The 17,726-nt window shown below is 70.2% G+C and carries 12 protein-coding genes and 3 pseudogenes; 9 read left to right on the top strand and 6 right to left on the bottom strand.

The features are described 5' to 3' along the window. Positions 1-560: 560 nt before the first annotated feature. From JIX55_RS41795 to JIX55_RS41810, 4 genes and pseudogenes are all read left to right on the top strand, one after another. A pseudogene (locus JIX55_RS41795) lies at positions 561-806 on the top strand (hypothetical protein); the annotation flags it as partial. Further along, complete coding sequence (gene lipB, locus JIX55_RS41800) at positions 806-1,474, top strand: lipoyl(octanoyl) transferase LipB (RefSeq protein ID WP_257568412.1); 669 nt, start codon at positions 806-808, stop codon at positions 1,472-1,474. The pseudogene JIX55_RS41795 and the gene lipB, both read left to right, overlap by 1 nt. A gap of 592 nt (positions 1,475-2,066) precedes the next feature. Next, positions 2,067-3,365 carry an SNG1 family protein gene (locus JIX55_RS41805; protein ID WP_257568413.1) on the top strand — a complete coding sequence of 433 codons (1,299 nt, stop codon included), beginning with the start codon at positions 2,067-2,069 and terminating at the stop codon, positions 3,363-3,365. A 177-nt stretch (positions 3,366-3,542) separates the two neighbouring features. Then, on the top strand, positions 3,543-4,112 hold the full coding sequence (locus JIX55_RS41810; protein ID WP_257568414.1) for a TetR/AcrR family transcriptional regulator: 570 nt from the start codon (positions 3,543-3,545) through the stop codon (positions 4,110-4,112). Positions 4,113-4,211: 99 nt separating this feature from the next. Here the strand turns inward: JIX55_RS41810 and JIX55_RS41815 are convergent. After that, positions 4,212-4,733 (bottom strand): annotated as a pseudogene (locus tag JIX55_RS41815) (TetR/AcrR family transcriptional regulator); the annotation flags it as partial. Between the two features lie 187 nt (positions 4,734-4,920). Between JIX55_RS41815 and JIX55_RS41820 the strand changes: the two are divergent. Together JIX55_RS41820 and JIX55_RS41825 are read left to right on the top strand one after the other, a co-directional pair. Continuing rightward, positions 4,921-5,733, top strand: coding sequence for an oxidoreductase (locus tag JIX55_RS41820; protein ID WP_257569667.1), 813 nt, complete (start codon positions 4,921-4,923; stop codon positions 5,731-5,733). Between the two features lie 52 nt (positions 5,734-5,785). Further along, a complete protein-coding gene (locus JIX55_RS41825; protein WP_257568415.1) occupies positions 5,786-6,490 on the top strand; it encodes a CocE/NonD family hydrolase in 705 nt (234 codons plus the stop codon). On the opposite strand, the gene JIX55_RS41830 is transcribed toward JIX55_RS41825, so the two are convergent. Next, complete coding sequence (locus JIX55_RS41830; protein ID WP_257568416.1) at positions 6,429-7,697, bottom strand: aldehyde dehydrogenase family protein; 1,269 nt, start codon at positions 7,695-7,697, stop codon at positions 6,429-6,431. The two genes, JIX55_RS41825 and JIX55_RS41830, sit on opposite strands and share 62 nt — an antisense overlap. A gap of 709 nt (positions 7,698-8,406) precedes the next feature. On the opposite strand from JIX55_RS41830, the gene JIX55_RS41835 reads away from it, so the two are divergent. Next, the gene (locus JIX55_RS41835) at positions 8,407-10,452 is read left to right on the top strand and encodes a phosphocholine-specific phospholipase C (protein ID WP_257568417.1); all 2,046 of its coding nucleotides are present in this window, start codon (positions 8,407-8,409) and stop codon (positions 10,450-10,452) included. Between the two features lie 176 nt (positions 10,453-10,628). On the opposite strand, the gene JIX55_RS41840 is transcribed toward JIX55_RS41835, so the two are convergent. Both JIX55_RS41840 and JIX55_RS41845 read right to left on the bottom strand, forming a co-directional pair. Then, the gene (locus JIX55_RS41840) at positions 10,629-11,600 is read right to left on the bottom strand and encodes a DMT family transporter (protein WP_257568418.1); all 972 of its coding nucleotides are present in this window, start codon (positions 11,598-11,600) and stop codon (positions 10,629-10,631) included. After that, positions 11,597-12,397: a phosphatase PAP2 family protein gene (locus tag JIX55_RS41845; protein ID WP_257568419.1), complete on the bottom strand. Its 801-nt coding sequence runs from the start codon at positions 12,395-12,397 to the stop codon at positions 11,597-11,599. Before JIX55_RS41845 ends, JIX55_RS41840 begins: the two co-directional genes overlap by 4 nt. A 262-nt stretch (positions 12,398-12,659) precedes the next feature. Between JIX55_RS41845 and JIX55_RS41850 the strand changes: the two genes are divergently transcribed. Then, a complete protein-coding gene (locus JIX55_RS41850; RefSeq protein ID WP_257568420.1) occupies positions 12,660-13,274 on the top strand; it encodes a TetR/AcrR family transcriptional regulator in 615 nt (204 codons plus the stop codon). Positions 13,275-13,439: 165 nt separating this feature from the next. On the opposite strand, the gene JIX55_RS41855 is transcribed toward JIX55_RS41850, so the two are convergent. Together JIX55_RS41855 and JIX55_RS51040 are read right to left on the bottom strand one after the other, a co-directional pair. Then, positions 13,440-14,204 carry a hypothetical protein gene (locus JIX55_RS41855; protein ID WP_306820136.1) on the bottom strand — a complete coding sequence of 255 codons (765 nt, stop codon included), beginning with the start codon at positions 14,202-14,204 and terminating at the stop codon, positions 13,440-13,442. Positions 14,205-14,387: 183 nt separating this feature from the next. Then, positions 14,388-14,501, bottom strand: a pseudogene (locus tag JIX55_RS51040) (DUF2510 domain-containing protein); the annotation flags it as partial. Positions 14,502-14,920: 419 nt separating this feature from the next. On the opposite strand from JIX55_RS51040, the gene JIX55_RS41860 reads away from it, so the two are divergent. Next, positions 14,921-17,593, top strand: coding sequence for an ATP-binding protein (locus JIX55_RS41860; protein WP_257568422.1), 2,673 nt, complete (start codon positions 14,921-14,923; stop codon positions 17,591-17,593). Positions 17,594-17,726: the final 133 nt, after the last annotated feature.

Genomic DNA, 17,726 nt, shown 5'->3' on the forward strand with positions numbered 1-17,726 from the left:
ACATTTCTCCTCCGGCGGCGACCACAACCGTGAGCAGTGGCTCAGGGAGGTGCGCGCGGAGGACCCCCGGCCGGTGAGGGGGCCAAGCACAACTGGTGAGCGTGGGCGTGTCCAGCCGGCCACGGGCAAAGCCCGTGCGGGACGCCCACGCTCTCCCCATGTCGATGTCCTATTCACGCAAGGGATTCCCGTGCGGTTGACGAAGAGGAGCGCGTCGAAGACGTCGCACAGTTCGACAGCCGCCGGTCTTCTGGGCGTCTTCGGTCAAGCCGGGCCTTCCCCAAGCCGTCAAGGTCGATTCGTTCAAGGCCCGTCGGGCGCTGGACAGGTCGCTGCACCGCCTCTACCGTGCGCCCCGCTTCCCCTGCACCGCCGCACTGCCGACCGCCGCCCCGAGCACTGCGGACGAGGGGGCCCGCCTGCCCTGCCGTCGGGCCGGGTAGCGTCCCCCTGATGTCTGCCGGCCGGGAGTCGGCCACTCGCTGCGTCCGTGACGAGGACCTTCTCGGCTCGTCGGTGAGCCGGATCGGGCGGTGAGTCGGGTGACACGCCGGCTCATGGCCGACCTGACGGCCTTCTTCCGTGCCGAGGCCGAACAGGGTGGAGCGAGCGATCCCGACCTGCAGGCCCGGCAGCTCGACCTGGTCTTCGACGACGCCGGTGCCCGCGCCCGCGCGGGGATCCAGGCCGACACCCTGGCTGTGCGCGGGCGGGGATCGGTGCACAGTCCGCTCATCGGCGACACCAGACCAGGAGTTCGCAGGCGCGACGCGAGGGGACGTCGCCTCGATGCAGAGGAGAGGTAATGCAGCCAGGGGAGATGGAGCGGGTCGATCTGGGTGAGGTGCCGTATGAGGTGGCGCAGGCCGACATGGCCGGTTGGGTGGCCGAGCGGAAGCAGGGGCGTACTGGGGATCGGCTGTTTCTGCTCACCCACCCTCCCGTGATCACCTACACGGCGCGGACACCGGCCGACCAACTGCCAGAACCGGCTTCACCGATCAGCCTGGTCGAAGTCGACCGGGGAGGTCACGCCACCTATCACGGGCCAGGGCAGCTGATCGGGTATCTCGTGCTGAACGTACGCGAGCTGGGACCGCGTGGCTTGATACGACGGCTCGAACACGCCCTGATCCGTGCGCTGGGATCACTCGGATTCGACGCGATACGCCGGGACACACCCCGAGGCGCCGAGAGCCTGGTCGGCGTGTGGACCCCCGACCACCGCAAAATCGCCTCCATCGGCATGCGCATCAGCGGCGGCGTCACCAGCCACGGATTCGCGCTCAACGTCGACCCGGACCTCGACGTCTACACCACGTTCATGGCCTGCGCCCTGCCCGGTGTCCGGATGACCTCGTTGGCTCAACTCGCTGCCGAACTCGACCGGCCCACGCCCACGGAGGCGCAGGTGAGGGATGCTGTAGCCGACGCCGTAACAGCCGAGCTGGCGCCCACGCGCACACTCTCCTGAGCCGCGGCGGGCGCTTGCGCGGTGGCTGCCGCTCAGGGTACGGGTCGTGCTTGCCCATCGGCAGGAACGGCTCGATCAATTGCCCCTGCTTGTCGATGAGTTGCCTGCGCATCACGATCGCCTTCCTATCAGATCCGCCTTCCTGCCGGATCCGCCTTCCAGGCAGATCCGGATCGGCAAGATCGATCACGACGTACACAGGCCCGCCACCGGAGAACTGGCCGTGAACTTCAGCTCCGCAGGGAGCCGGTGCCCACCGAGCGGGTAGAGCACGGTATCGGCTTCATCCGGGAGCGAGCCGCTCCACTCGCGGCTCGAAGCGCCCGACGACAGGGGTGGCGTCGGCACGCGGTTTCCTGGCGCTGCTGGGGTATGGGCCGGCGCCTCGACTTGGAATTGTAAACCGGTCGGTTTACGATGAGCTCGAAACCGACCGGTTTCATCAGTCGGAGTCCCGGTGGGGTGCTGCATCCCCGGTTTCGCGTCGACGGCCGTGTGGGCCGAGATTGAACGTTCCGAGGGTCGCCGGACCGCAATGAAGCTGTCCGCCCTTCTCCGGATACGAGTGTGTTGTCCGAGACCGGAGTAAGTCATGAGTGGGATTCACCCGTTCCGCGTCCTGCGCGCCAGGCCTCTGTGGATCGCCAACGGCGTCATCACGGGCGTCCTCGCGTTGCTGTTCACCGTGTTCTATGTCGGGGCCAACATTGATCCCGTAGATCACATGACCAAGCTGCCCGTCGGTCTGGTCAACGCCGACAAGGGGGTTGCTGTCGGCGGCAAGCAGGTCAACCTGGGGGCACGGATCACCGAGTCGATCAAGAAGTCCACCGCGAGCGGAGACAAGATCGACTGGAAGCTGATGGACGAGAAGGAGATGAAGGACGAACTGGGTGAGGGCAAGCTGTACGGCGCGCTCGTCGTCCCCGCCGACTTCACCTCCTCCGCCACCGCACTCGCCGGCGCCGCGACCACCGGAACCCCGGCCCGCCCGACGCTGACGGTGCTGACCAACCAGTCCGCCGGCAGCATGGGCTCCAGCCTGGCCCGGACGGCGACAACGCAGGCGGCCGAGAGCGCCTCGCTCCAGGTGGGCAAGGAGCTCACGTCCCTGGGCGGGACGGGGCAGGCGAAGCTGCCCGCCGCGGCACGTATCCTGCTGGCCGATCCGGCCGCCGTCACGGTCGAGGACGGCCATCCCCTCGACTCGCGCAGCGGCCTGGGTATGACGGCGTTCTACTACGCGCTCGTCCTGGTGGTCGTCGGCATGCTCTCCGCCAACGTCATCAGCGGCCAGGTGGACCACGCCCTCGGCTACACCCACAACGACATGGGCCCGCTGCGCCTGCACCGCCCGCTGATCCGGGCGACCCGGGTGCAGGCCCTCGCCATCAGCAGCACCCTCATGGCCGGGCTGTCACTGCTGATGGGGAGCCTGGTCATGGTGGGCGCGGTCGGCCTCATGGGCATGGACGCCGCCCATCTGCCGCTGCTGTGGCTGTTCTCGGTGTGCGCCATCGCGGTCTCCGGGATCGGTGCGCTCACCCTGCTCGCCGTCTTCGGCACGCCCGGCATGCTGGTGGTCACGCTGGTCTTCATCGGGATGGCGGTACCGACGGCCAACGCCACCACGCCGATCCAGGCACTGCCCGGCTTCTACCGCTTCCTGGCGGAGTTCGAACCGCTGCGGCAGATCACCGGCGGCATCCGCTCGATCCTCTACTACGACGCCCAGGCCGACGCCGGCCTGACCCGTGGCTGGGTCATGATGGCCGTCGGCCTCGCGGCAGCCGCACTCTTCGGCTTCGGCATGACCAGTTGGTACGACCGCAAGGGGCTGCATCGCATCCCCGCCGAGACGAAGCCCGAGAAGACCGCTGCCCCGGCGTAGCGGAAGGCGGCTCACCCAAGCCGGGGCCAATACTCGGAGTGGCGCCCCGGCGTGCGTGGCCCCGGTGGGTGCGCCTCTGAGCGGCCTGCAGGCGTCCGCCCGGCCGCGGGCGTCTCCCCGACACCCCGTGGAAACCGATCGGTTTCTTTTTGGTCCGATTCGAGTTAACCTCGCGGTATGGCTACCGAAGTGAAGCAAAGTCCCCGGGAGCGGCTGCTGGAGGCTGCGGCCACGCTCACCTACCGCGACGGCGTCGGCATCGGCGTCGAGGCGCTGTGCAAGGCGGCGGGGGTGTCGAAGCGTTCCATGTACCAGCTGTTCGAGAGCAAGGACGAACTGCTGGCGGCGAGCCTGAAGGAGCGTTCCGCTGCCTTCGTGGCGAGGGCCCTGCCCCCGGCGGATGATGGCCGTTCCCCCCGCGAGCGGATCCTGTATGTCTTCGAGCGGGTGGAGTCGCAGGCGGGTGCGCCCGAGTTCCACGGCTGCCGGTACCTGGCTGTGCAGATCGAGCTCAAGGATCAGACCCACGCCGCGAGCCGGGTGGCCCACCAGATCAAAGCGGACCTGGCGGCCTTTTTCCGTTCCGAGGCCGAACGGGGCGGGGCGAGCGATCCCGACCTGCTGGCCCGGCAGCTCATCCTGGTCTTCGACGGTGCCAGCGCCCGCGCGGGGATCGGCGCCGACAAGCTGACCGGGCTCGTCGCGCCCACTGTGACCACCCTGCTCGATGCGGCAGACATGCACTGATTCGCCCCGTCTTCGAGCAGGATCGGCGACCGAAGCGCCCGTTCGGGTTGACGCCCGACTTCGGCAGCCGAAGCAGCGCCATGGCCTCACCCCTGCTTCCCTGTAATCGGAGGGAATCTCCATGGCCGTAAGAGTGCTGCCGAGCATGCCGCAAGCGCAGAATCTTGTGGTCTCGTGGGCGTCGGCATCCGGCGACAGGTGCACGGTTTCCCGCAGTCTCATCCAGCCGGGCCCGGAGGGGCTCGCTCGCCCGTCTGGTCATCGCCCTCTGCCTCAGCGGCCGCGACGACGGCGTATCCCTGCATCTGCATCAGGAGCGTTTCGGGGCGCGCCGAGATCAGCCGCGCGTACGCGCCCGCCAACGCGCCAGGGCCTGCCCGCTGCCCTCCATCCCCTCGGTCGCCCGCTCGAAAGCCAGGCGGGTGTCTTCCACGCTTCGCACCAAAGCGGCGACGAAGATCGCCTCTTTGCCCGGGAAGAGCCGGGAGGGGTACGGCTGCGTGACGCCGACGCGTTGGGCGATCGCCTCGGTGGATGTGCCGTACAGCCCTTGAGCGCGAACTCGACGATCGCTGCGCGGACGACGCTTTCGCGTCTCTCCTGCGCACTGATCCTGGCCATGCCGTCATTCAAACGGCGCTCCGCCCCATCTTGGGCGAGACGCCGCAGCCGCCGCGCAGCCCGATCGGCCTCGGCGTGCAGACGGAGGCACGGCCGGGATCGGGTTGGCGTTTGAGCTTGCACGCGGAAACCGATCAGTTTACTGTGACCGGAAACTGATCAGTTTCTAGCGAGTCAGGAATCTATGATGACGACGAACCGGCCGGTGGCACTCGTGACGGGTGCGTCATCCGGCATCGGGAAGGAAACCGCGCTCGCCCTGGGCGCAGCCGGATTCAACGTGGTCGGCACCGGCCGCGACACCTCGCGCGTCGCCCCGCTCGGCGGTGTGACGTTCCTCGACCTCGACGTGGCCAGTGACGCCTCGGTCGCCACAGCGGTCCAGGAGGTGATCGAGCGGTTCGGGCGGATCGATGTCCTGGTCAACAACGCCGGAATCGGCTCACTGGGTGCGGCCGAGGAAACCTCCCTCGAGCAGGCCCAGGGCGTCTTCGACACCAATGTCTTCGGGGTCATGCGCATGGTGAACGAGGTCCTGCCGTACATGCGTGGCCAGGGGCGCGGGCGCATCATCAACCTCTCGTCCGTGGTCGGATTCGTGCCCCAGCCCTACATGGCCGTCTACGCCGCCTCCAAGCACGCGGTCGAGGGCTACACCGAGTCCCTGGACCACGAGGTCCGTGACCACGGCATACGGGCGCTTCTCGTCGAACCCGCCTACACCAACACCGGATTCGAGACCAACAGCGCGCGGCCCGACACACCCCTGCATGCCTACGAGAAGCAGCGGCAGACCGTCGACCGCGTGATGGCAGAGGCGATCAGGGACGGCGACGACCCCGCCGTGGTCGCCCGGGCGGTCGTCGCGGCAGCCACCGACGCGAAGCCGAAACTGCGCTACGCCGCCGGCCCCACGGCCGGACGCGCACGCCTGCTCCGCTTCGTTCCCGCCTGGGCCTTCGACCGGCAGATCCGCAAGATGAACAAGCTGGCCGGCTGACGCCTGCCCGCACTCAAGCACTCCGCATGTGAAAGACGCAAGGGAACAGCGCATGACGGAGATCCAGATCGAGCTCGACGTTCCGGCGGAGACGCGTGACGGCACGGTGCTGCGCGCGGATGGCTACCGGCCCGGCGGTACGGGGCCGTGGCCGGTACTGCCGGCGCGGCTGCCGTACGGCAAGCAGACGCCCATGATGGCCGCCGGCCTCGATCCCCTGGCGGCGGCCAGTCACGGTTCCATGGTGGTCATCCAGGGCACCCGTGGCCGGTTCGCCTCCGAGGGCGGGTGGGAGCCGTTCACGTATGCGGAAAGCGACGGTTACGACACCGTGCGGTGGGCCGCCGCCCTCCCCGGCTCGAACGGCTCCGTCGGCATGATCGGCGGCAGCTACTTCGGCAACACCCAGTGGATGGCGGCGCTGTCGAAGCCGCCGGAGCTGAAGAAAACCCTGCGAGGAGGGTCAGCCCCGGGCTGGATCAGCCCGGCGCTGAACCTGAACGCTCAGCACAATGCTCTCACCCGGCGAAACAGACATCCGAGGGATTCATGGGTCGCTCTGCGGATCTGGAGGGCGGGGGCCGTTCGCGTCGACCTCGGCATCGTCACCGAGCGGGTGAGACAAGGGCCACCGCTCGCCGGCCCGCGGCATCAAGCCAACAGGGCCAGTGGTTGCTCTTCGATGCGGTATCGGCTCAGCTGCGCATGGACGCGGGCCGGACGACGTACTGGCGCAGGTACAGGTCTCGGTACGTGACGGGGCCGCGAGGGCCGGGGACGCGGTCGATGTTGATGCCGGTTTCCGGCAGGTGCAGGAGCTTGAAGCCGTCGAGGAGGCGCGTGGTGGAGTTCCAGAAGACGCCTGAGCCACCATAGGTGTCCATGAACCGGGCAGCGGCGTCCGGGTCCTGTGTGATCACCGCGGCGGCAAGCCCGGAGGTCTCTTCGTTCGCGATCCGCGCTGCTTCGAGCGGGCCGTCCGCGGCGTCGATGGTCACCGTTGCGGCATGCTCGGAGTCCAGCGACCACTCGTAACCGCGCGCGTGGGTGTGCGGCGGCAGCGACGCCGTGATGCCCAGGTCTTCGAGAGCCTTCAGGATGCCCGGCAGCAGCCGTTCGTAGACGGCCCGGTCGATGAGCAGCAGATTGAGCCGGTTGCAGACGCCCAGCCGGTCCAGGCTGTCGCTGACCAGCTCATGCACCATCTTCTCGTCGGCGTCCCGGCCTACGTACAGCACTCCGCCACCGTCCGCGTGCGCCAGGGTCCGCACCCCGTGGCGGGCGGCCGCGCGGCCGAGTTCCCGGGTGCTTTCGCCGCTGCCGCGCAGGATGACCAAGGGGACGGTCCCGGGCAGTGACACCAGCGCATAGGCAGCCGCTCGGTCCTCGCTGGGCACCAGCTGGATGGCGTCCGGGTCCAGTCCCGCGTCGGTGAGCGCCGGCGTGATCACGTGGGTGATCAGGGCCTGCGAGGAGCGCAGGGCCGCCGAACCGGTGCGCAACACGCCGCCGTTGCGGGACTTCAGGAGCTGGGAGGCGACGTCGAGCGTCACGTTCGGGCGGGCTTCGAAGTTCGCGCCGATGACACCCACCGGGCGGCGGCGCTCCAGCAGGACCAGGCCGTCGGGGCGTTCTTCGAGGACGCGGTCCCGCGGCTCGTGCGGCACATCCGCCAGCGTACGCAGCCCCGCAGCCATGTCCTCCAGTCGCGGACCGGTCAGCCGCAGGCGATCCTGCAGTGCCTTCGACATTCCGCTGGACGTGGCCGATCTCAGGTCGTCCTGGTTCGCCGCCGTCAGTGTGCCGCGTGCCGCGTGCAGTCGCTCCGCCATGGCGCGCAAAGCGGTGTCGATCTCCGCGTCCGACGCCCGAGCCAAGGCGGCCGAGCCCTGCTTGGCCCGGACTGCGCAGGCGTGCACCGCTTCCTGGACGGAGCGGGGCACGCTGTTCTCGTTCCTACTCATATCGGTCCCTTCTCGGCCCAAGCGCAAGATATGGCAAGAGGTTGCCAGGAGGATTGTTCAACAATTCTCGGCTGGGAGTCACTGTAAACCGCTCGGTTTCTCCCGGCAAGGGCCGGGGGCGTCGCTCGCCCGATGGCACGGTGGGGCTCTCACGGACTGACTGATCAGATGAAAGGAGCGACGCGGACGCCGCCGGGCCGAGAGGGTTGGGGCGATCCGCAGTGTGGTCGGTCTCCAGAATGGCCGTCCTGGAGGCCTTCGTATGCCTGGCCCCGACTGGAGGCAGGCGTCCCCGTCGCAGCTCGACCGAGGTCGAACCAGAGCACCGCCAGAGTGGTCCACCGGTGATCCACACCGGCCAACTCGGGTCCCCAGAGGCCAGTTTCAGAGAGTGTTGCCTCTGAGCCTCATCGCCCCCACGCAAGGGCAGGTCAGAAAGGTGCGCCAGCTGTACCACTGGTTCCTGGCGAAGGCGGTCATGTGAGGCATGGCGATCCCGTCCCCGAGAACCCGTCGGGCTACCCCTTCCGTCAGGCGGAAGGGCCGCTGTGTACGGCGGTGGCGTGCCTGCCCGGCGCTGTTCGCGTGGCGGTCCTCCTCCCGTCACACACGCGCCACAGACCCTTCCCCGGCATTCGTTCCTCTTGGACCATTCCTTTCGCGCAGGTCACATCCGACGCACCACGTCAGGACAAGAGGTCATCCACCCATGCCTGAAGTCAACCGGCGGCGATTCCTCCAAGTAGCGGGCGCCACAACGGCGTTCAGCGCACTGTCGGCCAGTATCCAGCGGGCCGCGGCACTGCCCGCGCACCACCGTTCCGGCACGATCGAGGACGTCGAGCACATCGTCGTCCTGATGCAGGAGAACCGGTCCTTCGATCACTATTTCGGCGCGCTGAGAGGGGTGCGGGGCTTCGGCGACCCGCACCCGGTGACGCTGGAGAACGGCAGCCCGGTGTGGCACCAGTCGGACGGCACGAAGGACGTGCTGCCGTTCCACCCCGAGGCCGACGATCTCGGGATGCAGTTCCTGGAGGGCCTGCCGCACAGTTGGCCGGACGGGCACGCCGCCTACAACGGGGGCAAGTACGACAAGTGGGTGCCGGCCAAGGGCACCACGACGATGGCGTATCTGACCCGCGAGGACATCCCGTTCCACTACGCCCTCGCCGACACGTTCACCGTCTGCGACGCCTATTACTGCTCGTTCATCGGCTCGACCGACCCGAACCGTTACTACATGTGGACCGGGTACACGGGCAACGACGGCAAGGGCGGCGGCCCCGTCCTCGGCAACGACGAGGTCGGCTACGACTGGACCACCTACCCCGAGCGCCTCGAAGCGGCCGGGATCTCCTGGAAGATCTACCAGGACATCGGCGACGGCCTGGACGCGGCCGGCTCCTGGGGCTGGATAGCGGACGCCTATCGCGGCAACTACGGCGACAACTCGCTGCTCTACTTCAACAAGTACCGCGGCGCGAAGCCCGGCGACCCCTGGTACGACAAGGCCCGCACCGGTACGGACGTGAAGGCCGGCGACGGCTACTTCGACCGGCTGAAGGCGGACGTCAAGGCGGGCAAGCTGCCGCAGATCTCCTGGATCACCGCGCCCGAGGCGTTCTCGGAGCACTCCAACTGGCCCTCGAACTACGGCGCCTGGTACATCTCCCAGGTCCTGGACGCGCTCACCTCCAACCCGGCCGTCTGGGCGAAGACCGCGCTGTTCATCACGTACGACGAGAACGACGGCTTCTTCGACCACCTCGTGCCGCCGCTGCCGCCGCGCGACGCGGCACACGGCAAGTCCACGGTCGATGTCGGCCCGGACCTCTTCGCGGGCAGCTCGACCCACGTCGCCGGGCCGTACGGTCTCGGTCCGCGGGTGCCGATGCTGGTCGTCTCGCCCTGGAGCAAGGGCGGTTATGTGTGCTCCGAGACGCTCGACCACACCTCGATCCTGCGGTTCATGGAGCGCCGGTTCGGGGTGAAGGAGCCGAACATCTCACCATGGCGGCGGGCCGTCTGCGGCGACCTCACCGCCGCGTTCGACTTCTCCCGCAAGGACAGCAGGCCGGCCGCGCTGCCGGACACCGACGGGTACGAGCCGCCGGACCGTGAGCGCCACCCCGACTACCGGCCGACCGTGCCGGCCGACCCCAGCATGCCCAAGCAGGAGCGCGGGTCGCGCCCGGCCCGGCCGCTCAAGTACGCGCCCAAGGTGGACGGTTCGGCCGATCCGAAGGCCGGGACCTTCACGCTGACATTCGCCTCCGGCGGCAAGGCGGGTGGCGCGTTCCTCGTCACCTCCGGCAACCGCACGGACGGGCCCTGGACGTACACCACCGAGGCGGGAAAGTCCGTCTCGGACACCTGGAACTCGGCCTTTTCGGGCGGCTCGTACGACCTGACGGTGCACGGGCCGAACGGCTTCCTCCGTGTCTTCAAGGGGCCGGGGAAGACGGGCGGGCCCGAGGTCACCGCGCGGCACGTCGGTGACAACGTCGAACTGACCTTCGCCAACAAGGGCTCCGGCACGGTGAGCCTGAAGGTCGAGAGTGCGTACGGTGGCCGGTCCCGCACGGTCGAGGTGCGGGCCGGCGCGACCGTCCGCCATGTCGTGGATCTGCGGGCGAGCCGACGCTGGTACGACCTGACCGTCACTTCCGAGACGGGGTTCCTCCGGAGGTTCGCCGGGCACGTGGAGAACGGGCGGGCGGGGGTGAGTGATCCGGCGCTGGGGTCGCGGTAGGACGCCTCATAGCTCGGGGGAGCTGTGATCGGGCGGCTGCGGGTTTGTGCGTGGTTGCTCGCGCGGTTCCCCGCGCCCCCTGAGGCCTGCGGCCTCAGGGGGCGCCGCGGCCGCATGAAGGGGGAGTTGCCCTGTTCCCCCTGTCAGGGCCGGTAAGCGCCTCCCTCCGGCTCAGATCAGAGGGGGGTGAGGTGTGCCGGCGCCGGTGACCCCGGCCGGCGGGGGACCAGCGACGGCTCCGTCGGGGCGTGCCTGGGCTCCAGGGCGAGGACCGCCGCCACCGGGTGGTCCTCGTCCACCGGTGTCTGCCCCATCGGTCGGGTTTCCGTCGCCGGGGTCCCCCGGGTCAGGAGGACCACACCCCGGGCGGCCACCGCCGCTCCCGCCACGGCGAGCAGTACCCCCGCCGCGCCGCCCCGCAGGCCCTCGCCGAGGAGGGAGAGGCCGATCACGGCGGCCGCCAGGGGGTTGGCGAGGGTCACGACCGAGAGGGGCGCGCCGAGGCCGCCTCGGTAGGCGGTCTGGGAGAGGAGGAGGCCGCCTACGGCGAACGCGGCGATCAGGAGGGCCACCACGACGACCTGGGCGTTGAGGAGGGAGCCCGAGCGGTCCGTGGCGGCCACCGTGACGGTCTGGGTGAGCGCGGAGGCGACGCCCGAGGCCATGCCGGAGGCGGAGGCGTGGCGCAGTCCGGGCTTGGTGCCGGGGCGGGAGAGGAAGCCGATCAGCGCGGCGGTCGCGCCGGCCACCGCGAGGGCCTCGGGGACGCTCAGCACGTCGTCAGGGGCGGGGCCCGAGGCGGCGATCAGTATCGCCGCCAGGCCGGCCAGGGTGAGCGCGGTGCCGCGCCACTCCGTCGCGGTGACCCGGCGCCCGGCCACACGCGCGCCGAGCGGCACCGCGGCCACGAGGGTCAGCGCGCCGAGGGGCTGCACGACGGTGAGGGGGCCGTACTTGAGGGCCACCACGTGCAGCAGCGCGGCCCCGGCGTTCAGCGCGACCGAACTCCACCAGGCGCCGCTGGCGAGCATCCGCCGTACGCCCGCGTCGGCGCTGCGGGAGGCGAGCCGCTCCTGGGCCACGGCGGCGGCCGCGTAGGCGACGGCGGACACCAGGGACAGGGCGACGGCGACGAGGGTGGCGTTCATCGGCCCGCTCCCACCAGGACGGGCTCCTCGACCGGTACGAGGGCCGGGGAGCGCTGCCCGGCGGTCGTGGCCGTCCGGTGCGGAAGCTGGATCACGGCCAGCGTGGCGGCCAGCAGAGTGCCCGCCGCGATCGCGTCCAGCCAGTAGTGGTTCGCCGTGCCGACGATCACGATCAGGGTGACCAACGGGTGCAGCAGCCAGAGCCCGCGCAGGCGGGAGCGGGTCGCGGCGATCAGCCCGATCGCCACCACCAGGGCCCAGCCGAAGTGCAGTGACGGCATCGCCGCGAACTGGTTCGCCATGGAGTCGGTCGCCGGGGTCGCCGAGTAGACCGTCGGCCCGTACGTCTGTCCCGTGTCGACGAGGCCCGCGACGTCCAGCATCCGCGGCGGGGCCAGCGGGAAGGCGAGGTGCACGAGCAGGGCGGCGGCGGTGAGGGCGGCGAGGACACGGCGCGCCCAGAGGTAGTGCGCGGGGCGCCGCAGATAGAGCCAGACCAGGAAGGCCGCGGTGGCCGGGAAGTGGACGGTCGCGTAGTAGACGTTCGCGATGTGGACCAGTGTGTCGCCGTGCAGCAGCGCGGACTGCACGGAGCCCTCGCCCGGCAGGTGCAGGGCCCGTTCCCAGTCCCACACCTGTTGGGCGTTGAGGAAGGCCTCGGCGGTGTGGCCGTCGGCCAGCGTCCGGCCGAACTTGTAGACGAGGAAGAGCCCTGCGACGAGCAGGAACTCACGGACGAGCGGCGGTCGCGCTGTCGCGGCCACCCGCTCTTCTGCAGGCTCGGTGCGGCATTCCATCCCCCGGCCCTTTCACTGATGGCGCTGGTGGCGCTGGTTCCCATGGCGGTTCAAACGATCGATACGCGGAAGTACCGATACGCGAAAGTACCGATACGGGAGTGTACCGATACGGCACTGTACCGAAACGAGTGGGTATCGATACGCCTCTGTACCGAAACTATTTGGTATCGATACGGCACTGTACCGATACGGTGGCGTTCCGGTACAGTGGCGTTTCGACAGGCCTTTCGGCAGGGGACGACCGAAGGAGACAAGGGCCATGACGTCGCAGGCAGCGGACGGGCCGGAGACGGCCGTCGCCTCGCGCCGCTCCAAACTCACGCCCGAGCGTGAGCAGGAGTTCCTCGACGCTGTGCTCGAACAGGTCCGTGAGTGCGGTTACGACTCGGTGACCATGGAGGGCGTCGCCGCGAGCACGCGGTGCAGCAAGTCGACGCTCTACCGGCAGTGGAGGACGAAGCCGCAGTTCGTGGCGGCCGCGCTGCGCGCACGCCGCAGTGTCCGCTTCTGCGGGATCGACACCGGCACCCTCGCCGGGGACCTGCGCGAGGTGGCCCGGCGCGCCGGTGAGGGCTACGTCCTGGAAGGCCGGCTGTTGCAGGCGCTCGGCCACGCGGTCGTACAGGACGAGGAGTTGCAGTCGGCCCTGCGCGACGCGATGGTCCAGCCGGAGATCGAAGCGCTCAAGGGGATGGTCGACCGCGGCGTCGCCCGGGGCGAGGTCCCTGCGGACCACCCGGCGCTGGAGTTCGTCCCGGCGCAGATCTTCGGTGTGCTGCGGGCCCGCCCGGTCCTGGAGGGTCAGGACGCGGACGAGACGTACATCATCAAGTTCATCGAGGCGGCCGTGCTCCCGACGCTCGGCCTTACGTGAGACTCGGGCCGCCGTCCGCGGTTTGACCGGACGACGACCTGATCGCGCCGCACCGTGGGGACGGGGGCGGCGCGTACCCCCGGCCGGGTGGGGTTCCTCTGGAGCGGAGAGGAATCCCACCCGGCCGGCTGTTTCGTGCGAAGGGTCGTTCCGGGGTGTGAAGGATCACACGTCCTGACCGCTGCCGCCGCCGCTGATCGACGCCTTCTTGATGCCCTTGGTGATGTCGTCGATGATCGACAACTCGGGCGCCTCGTCGCTCACGTCGATACCGAAGCGGACCACGACGAGCTGCGAGGAGTCGGCCGGGGACGGGAAGACGAGCGACTCGGCATAGCCGTCGTCGCCCTTGCTCGTGACCACCTTCCAGCGCACGAAGTAGCCCTTCTCGCCGGCCACGGTCACCGCCTCGGAGGCCAGCTCCTCGTGCGAGGTGATCTTCCCGTAGCCCGCGGTTCCATAGGCGGCCTCGGCGCTCTGGGCGATATCCTCCTTGGCCGCCGCCTCGGCCGTGGTGGCCTTCAGCTTCAGCAGTTCGGCAGGCATCGAGTAGGCGCCGCCCCGCGTGCAGGTCTTCGAGGGGTCGGCCGGACATTCGTACGACGCCTCCGTCGACACCTGCACGCCGGTCTGCAGGGGCGAGGCGACCCAGCCGTCGGGCACCGGGATGCTGATGCCGCTGGCCGAGTCGGTGGCGTATCCCTCCTCGGTCTGCGGCGGCTGCCCGGATCCGTCGGGCCCCGGGGTCTGGCCGCCGGAGCCGCCCGAACCACCGGAGTTGCCGCCCGGCCCGCCCTGACCGCCGTCGGTACCGCCCTGGCCGTTCTGCCCGCCGGAACCCTGGGACGTCGTACTGCCCTCACTGCCGCCGTCGTTGCTGGTCAGGGCATACACGCCGACCCCGATGCTGGCCAGGACCGCCGCCGCCACGGCGACGGCTATCCCGGTGCGCAGGCCGCGCTTCGGCGCCGGGACCGGGTATCCCGGGTACCCGGCATAGGCCCCGGCCCCGGGCGGGTACGGGCCGGCCCCCGGTGGGTATGGTCCCGCGCCCGGCGGGTACGGCCCCGCGCCCGGCGGGTGGACCGGGGGACCGAAGCCCGCGGCCGAACCCGCGGGCCGGACCTGGTCCGTCCATGCCTTGCCGTCCCACCAGCGCTCGGTGGCGGGCGCGTCATTTGTCTGCCCGGGGTCGGGGTACCAGCCGGGAGGAGTCACCTGCGTCATGGAGCAACCGTATGAGGCCGGAGTGAAAAGTGGATGAGAGGGGACCGTTATTCGTGCGTTCGGCACCCGATTTCCCCCGGAGACCGGCCGTGTTCGACGCTTGACCAGCCGCCCCGGCGACCGCACGGGACTCTGCGCAGACGACGTCACACCAGTGATCGAGCGTCCGTGAACCTCAACCGGGTCGGATTCGAGCCGTGGCGGGCACACGTCCGGCGACGGCCACAAAGTCAAGCTCGATCACGGCAGTTGACGGCCAATCACTTTCAACGTGGCAGGTGGGGGGCCGGATGCGTCGCCCCTGCGCCCTCCGCTGTCACCCGACACGGCAATGGGTGCCCGGACCAGCCTCCACTCCGGCGGCCAGGGGGCTACGCTCAATGACCGTACGTCGTTTGGCGACCTGGGGAGGTAGCGGGATGACGGAGGCACGGCCCGACGCGGCCGCCTCGGCTTCCCTGTGGGAGCGCGACGCGGAGATCGCCGCCATTACACAGGCGATCGACGAACTCCGTGTCGACAAGGCGTCTCCGGGCAGCGTCCTGGTGTTCAGCGGCGAGGCGGGCATCGGTAAGACCGCCGTCCTCACCGAGGCCCGCCGCATCGCCGAGGAACGCGGCTGCACGGCCTGGTACGCACGCGGCGGCGAGACCGTCACGTCCGTCCCCTTCAACGTCGTACGGCAGTTGCTGCAGCCCGCGTTGCTGGGGCTGTTGGAGGGGGAGACACGCGACTACCTGGGCGACTGGTACGACATCGCCGGGCCCGCGCTCGGGCTCGCCGAGCCGGGCGAGACACCGGCCGACCCGCAGCACGTGTGCGACGGGATCGTCGCCGCCGTGAACCGGCTCGCCCGGCGGACCTGGCCGCTCGTGCTCCTGATCGACGACGCCCACTGGGCCGACCAGGAGACCCTGCACTGGTTGTCCGAACTCACCGGGCGGCTCACCGACATGTGCGTCCTCGTCGTGGTCGCCCGCCGCCCGGGCGAGGCCACCGGCGAGCGGGCCCGCTATCTCCAGTCGGTCGCCGCCGAGGCCGGCCCCGTCACCAGGATCAGCGCGCTCACCCCCGAAGCCGCCGCCGGGCTCACCCGCACCACGGTCGGTGAGCACGCGGACGACGCGTTCTGCCGCGAGGTGTGGGCGGTCACCGGCGGCAACCCGTACCTCACGGTCGAACTCCTCGCCAAGGTGAAGGACAGCCAGCTGGACCCGGTCGAGGACTCCGCCGCCAAACTCCGCGCGCTGAACAGCACGGCGCGTGGGGACGGCCTCGTCGCCCGCCTCGAGAAACTCGGCGTCGAAGCCACGCGTTTCGCCTGGGCCGCGGCCATCCTCCACACCGGTATCACCGTGGACATCGTGGCCCGCCTCGCCTCCCTGTCCCGGGACACGGCGAAGGAGTGCGCCGACCTGCTCACCCAGGCCCGCATCCTCACGGAGCCCGACCCGGCCAACCGGCAGGTGGACGACGGCGATCTGGAGTTCGTGCACCCACTGATCGCCACCGCCGTCTACGACTCGATCCCGCCGGGTGTCCGCACCGCGTTCCACGGAGTGGCCGCGACCGTCGTCACCGAGTCCGGGCGCGGCCCCGCGGCCGCCTCCCGCCATCTCATCGAAGTGCACCCGGACGGCGAGGCCGATCTGGTCGAGCAGCTGCGGGCCGCCGCGACGGAACACCTCGCCGTGGGCGCCCCGGACGCCGCGCGCCGCTGTCTGGAGCGAGCCCTGAAGGAGCCGCCGCTGCCGGACGTCCGGGCCCGCGTGCTCTACGAACTGGGTTGCGCCACCCTCCTCACCTCGCCCGCCACCACCGTCGACTACCTCCGCTCGGCGCTCGCCGAACCGGGTCTCGACAGCGCCGAGCGCGTGGACGCCGTCTTCCGTCTCTCCCAGGCGCTGCTCCACAACGACCAGTTGGAGGAGGCCGTCCGCACGGTCGACGCGGAGGCCGCCCGGCTGGAACCGGGCCCGGCCCGGATGCGGCTCCAGGCCGCGCACTACATGTGGGAGGTCATCCACGCCGACGTGGAACTCTCGCCGACCCACTCCCAGGAACTCGCCGCCCTCGCCGCGACCTGCACGGGGAAGGACAACTCCGAGCGCGCGCTGCTCATCCTGCGCGGCTTCGACGCGGTGGCGCGGGGCGAGAACGCCGAGGAGGCCGTCGAGTTCTGCGACCGCGCCCTCGTCAACGGCCGTCTGGCGCCGGGCCTCGGCTGGACCGACAGCGAATGGGGCATCGAACTGCTGCTGATGCTGGCCATCGCGTACGCCTACGCGGACCGGCTCGACCGGGCCGAGAGCCTCTACACGGAGGCCCTGCGCACCTACGAGTCCGCCGGGTGGACCGGCGGCCATCTCGCCCTGGCCCACACCTACGTCGGGCACGGCCATCGCATGCGGGGTCGCCTCAAGGACGCGGAGGAATCCCTGCGCAAGTCGCTGGCCTTCGCCGAACGGGTCGGCCGTGGACTGCCCGTGCACTGGGGGGCGACCTGCCATCTCGTCGACACGCTGCTCGCTCGCGGCCATGTCCAGGAGGCCTGGAAGGTCGCCGAGGAGCAGGGCTTCGCGCCTCCGTACCCGTCCACCATCGTGGTGCCCGACCCCCGCTCCGTACGGGGCCGGCTGCTGCTCGCCGTCGGCCGTACCAAGGATGGCATCAACGAACTGGAGGCCGCCGAGAAGGCGGCGGCCGCCCGGGGGCACCAGAACACGGTCGTCGCTCCCTGGGGCGGAGACCTGGCCCGGGCACTCGCCAACGAGGACCCGCGGCGCGCCGCCGAACTCGCCATGAGCGTCCGCCGTCGTGCCGAACGCCTCGGCACGGACACCGCCATCGGAGAGGCCCTCCGCGTCGAGGCCTACCTCGCCACCGGCAAACGGGCCGCCGCCCTGTACGCCAAGGCGGTCACCTACCTGGCGGCCTCACCCTCCGCCTTCGAGCACGCGGCGGCCCGCGTCGAATACGGCATCGCCATCCGCTCGACCTCCGAACTCAACCGGGGCCTGACCCTGGCCGCGTCCTGCGGCGCGGACGGCCTGGTCAGGCAGGCACGGGAGGCACTCGCCCGGATCGGCTGACGCCGGGTGAAGCGGCCTCCCGGGTCCTGCCCGCGGATAGCAGGCGTCCCGCCCACGGATCAGGCGTCCTGCCCACGGATCAGGCGTCCCGCCCACGGATCAGGCGTCCCGCCCACGGATCAGGCGTCCTGCC

The sequence above is a fragment of the Streptomyces sp. DSM 40750 genome, from assembly GCF_024612035.1.
Lineage (GTDB): Bacteria > Actinomycetota > Actinomycetes > Streptomycetales > Streptomycetaceae > Streptomyces.

Bases quoted from the DNA above. Each gene is read 5' to 3' on its own strand.
- lipB (WP_257568412.1), top strand. From the start codon at position 806: ATGCAGCCAGGGGAGATGGAGCGGGTCGATCTGGGTGAGGTGCCGTAT.
- JIX55_RS41805 (WP_257568413.1), top strand. From the start codon at position 2,067: ATGAGTGGGATTCACCCGTTCCGCGTCCTGCGCGCCAGGCCTCTGTGG.
- JIX55_RS41810 (WP_257568414.1), top strand. From the start codon at position 3,543: ATGGCTACCGAAGTGAAGCAAAGTCCCCGGGAGCGGCTGCTGGAGGCT.
- JIX55_RS41820 (WP_257569667.1), top strand. From the start codon at position 4,921: ATGACGACGAACCGGCCGGTGGCACTCGTGACGGGTGCGTCATCCGGC.
- JIX55_RS41825 (WP_257568415.1), top strand. From the start codon at position 5,786: ATGACGGAGATCCAGATCGAGCTCGACGTTCCGGCGGAGACGCGTGAC.
- JIX55_RS41830 (WP_257568416.1), bottom strand. From the start codon at position 7,697: ATGAGTAGGAACGAGAACAGCGTGCCCCGCTCCGTCCAGGAAGCGGTG.
- JIX55_RS41835 (WP_257568417.1), top strand. From the start codon at position 8,407: ATGCCTGAAGTCAACCGGCGGCGATTCCTCCAAGTAGCGGGCGCCACA.
- JIX55_RS41840 (WP_257568418.1), bottom strand. From the start codon at position 11,600: ATGAACGCCACCCTCGTCGCCGTCGCCCTGTCCCTGGTGTCCGCCGTC.
- JIX55_RS41845 (WP_257568419.1), bottom strand. From the start codon at position 12,397: ATGGAATGCCGCACCGAGCCTGCAGAAGAGCGGGTGGCCGCGACAGCG.
- JIX55_RS41850 (WP_257568420.1), top strand. From the start codon at position 12,660: ATGACGTCGCAGGCAGCGGACGGGCCGGAGACGGCCGTCGCCTCGCGC.
- JIX55_RS41860 (WP_257568422.1), top strand. From the start codon at position 14,921: ATGACGGAGGCACGGCCCGACGCGGCCGCCTCGGCTTCCCTGTGGGAG.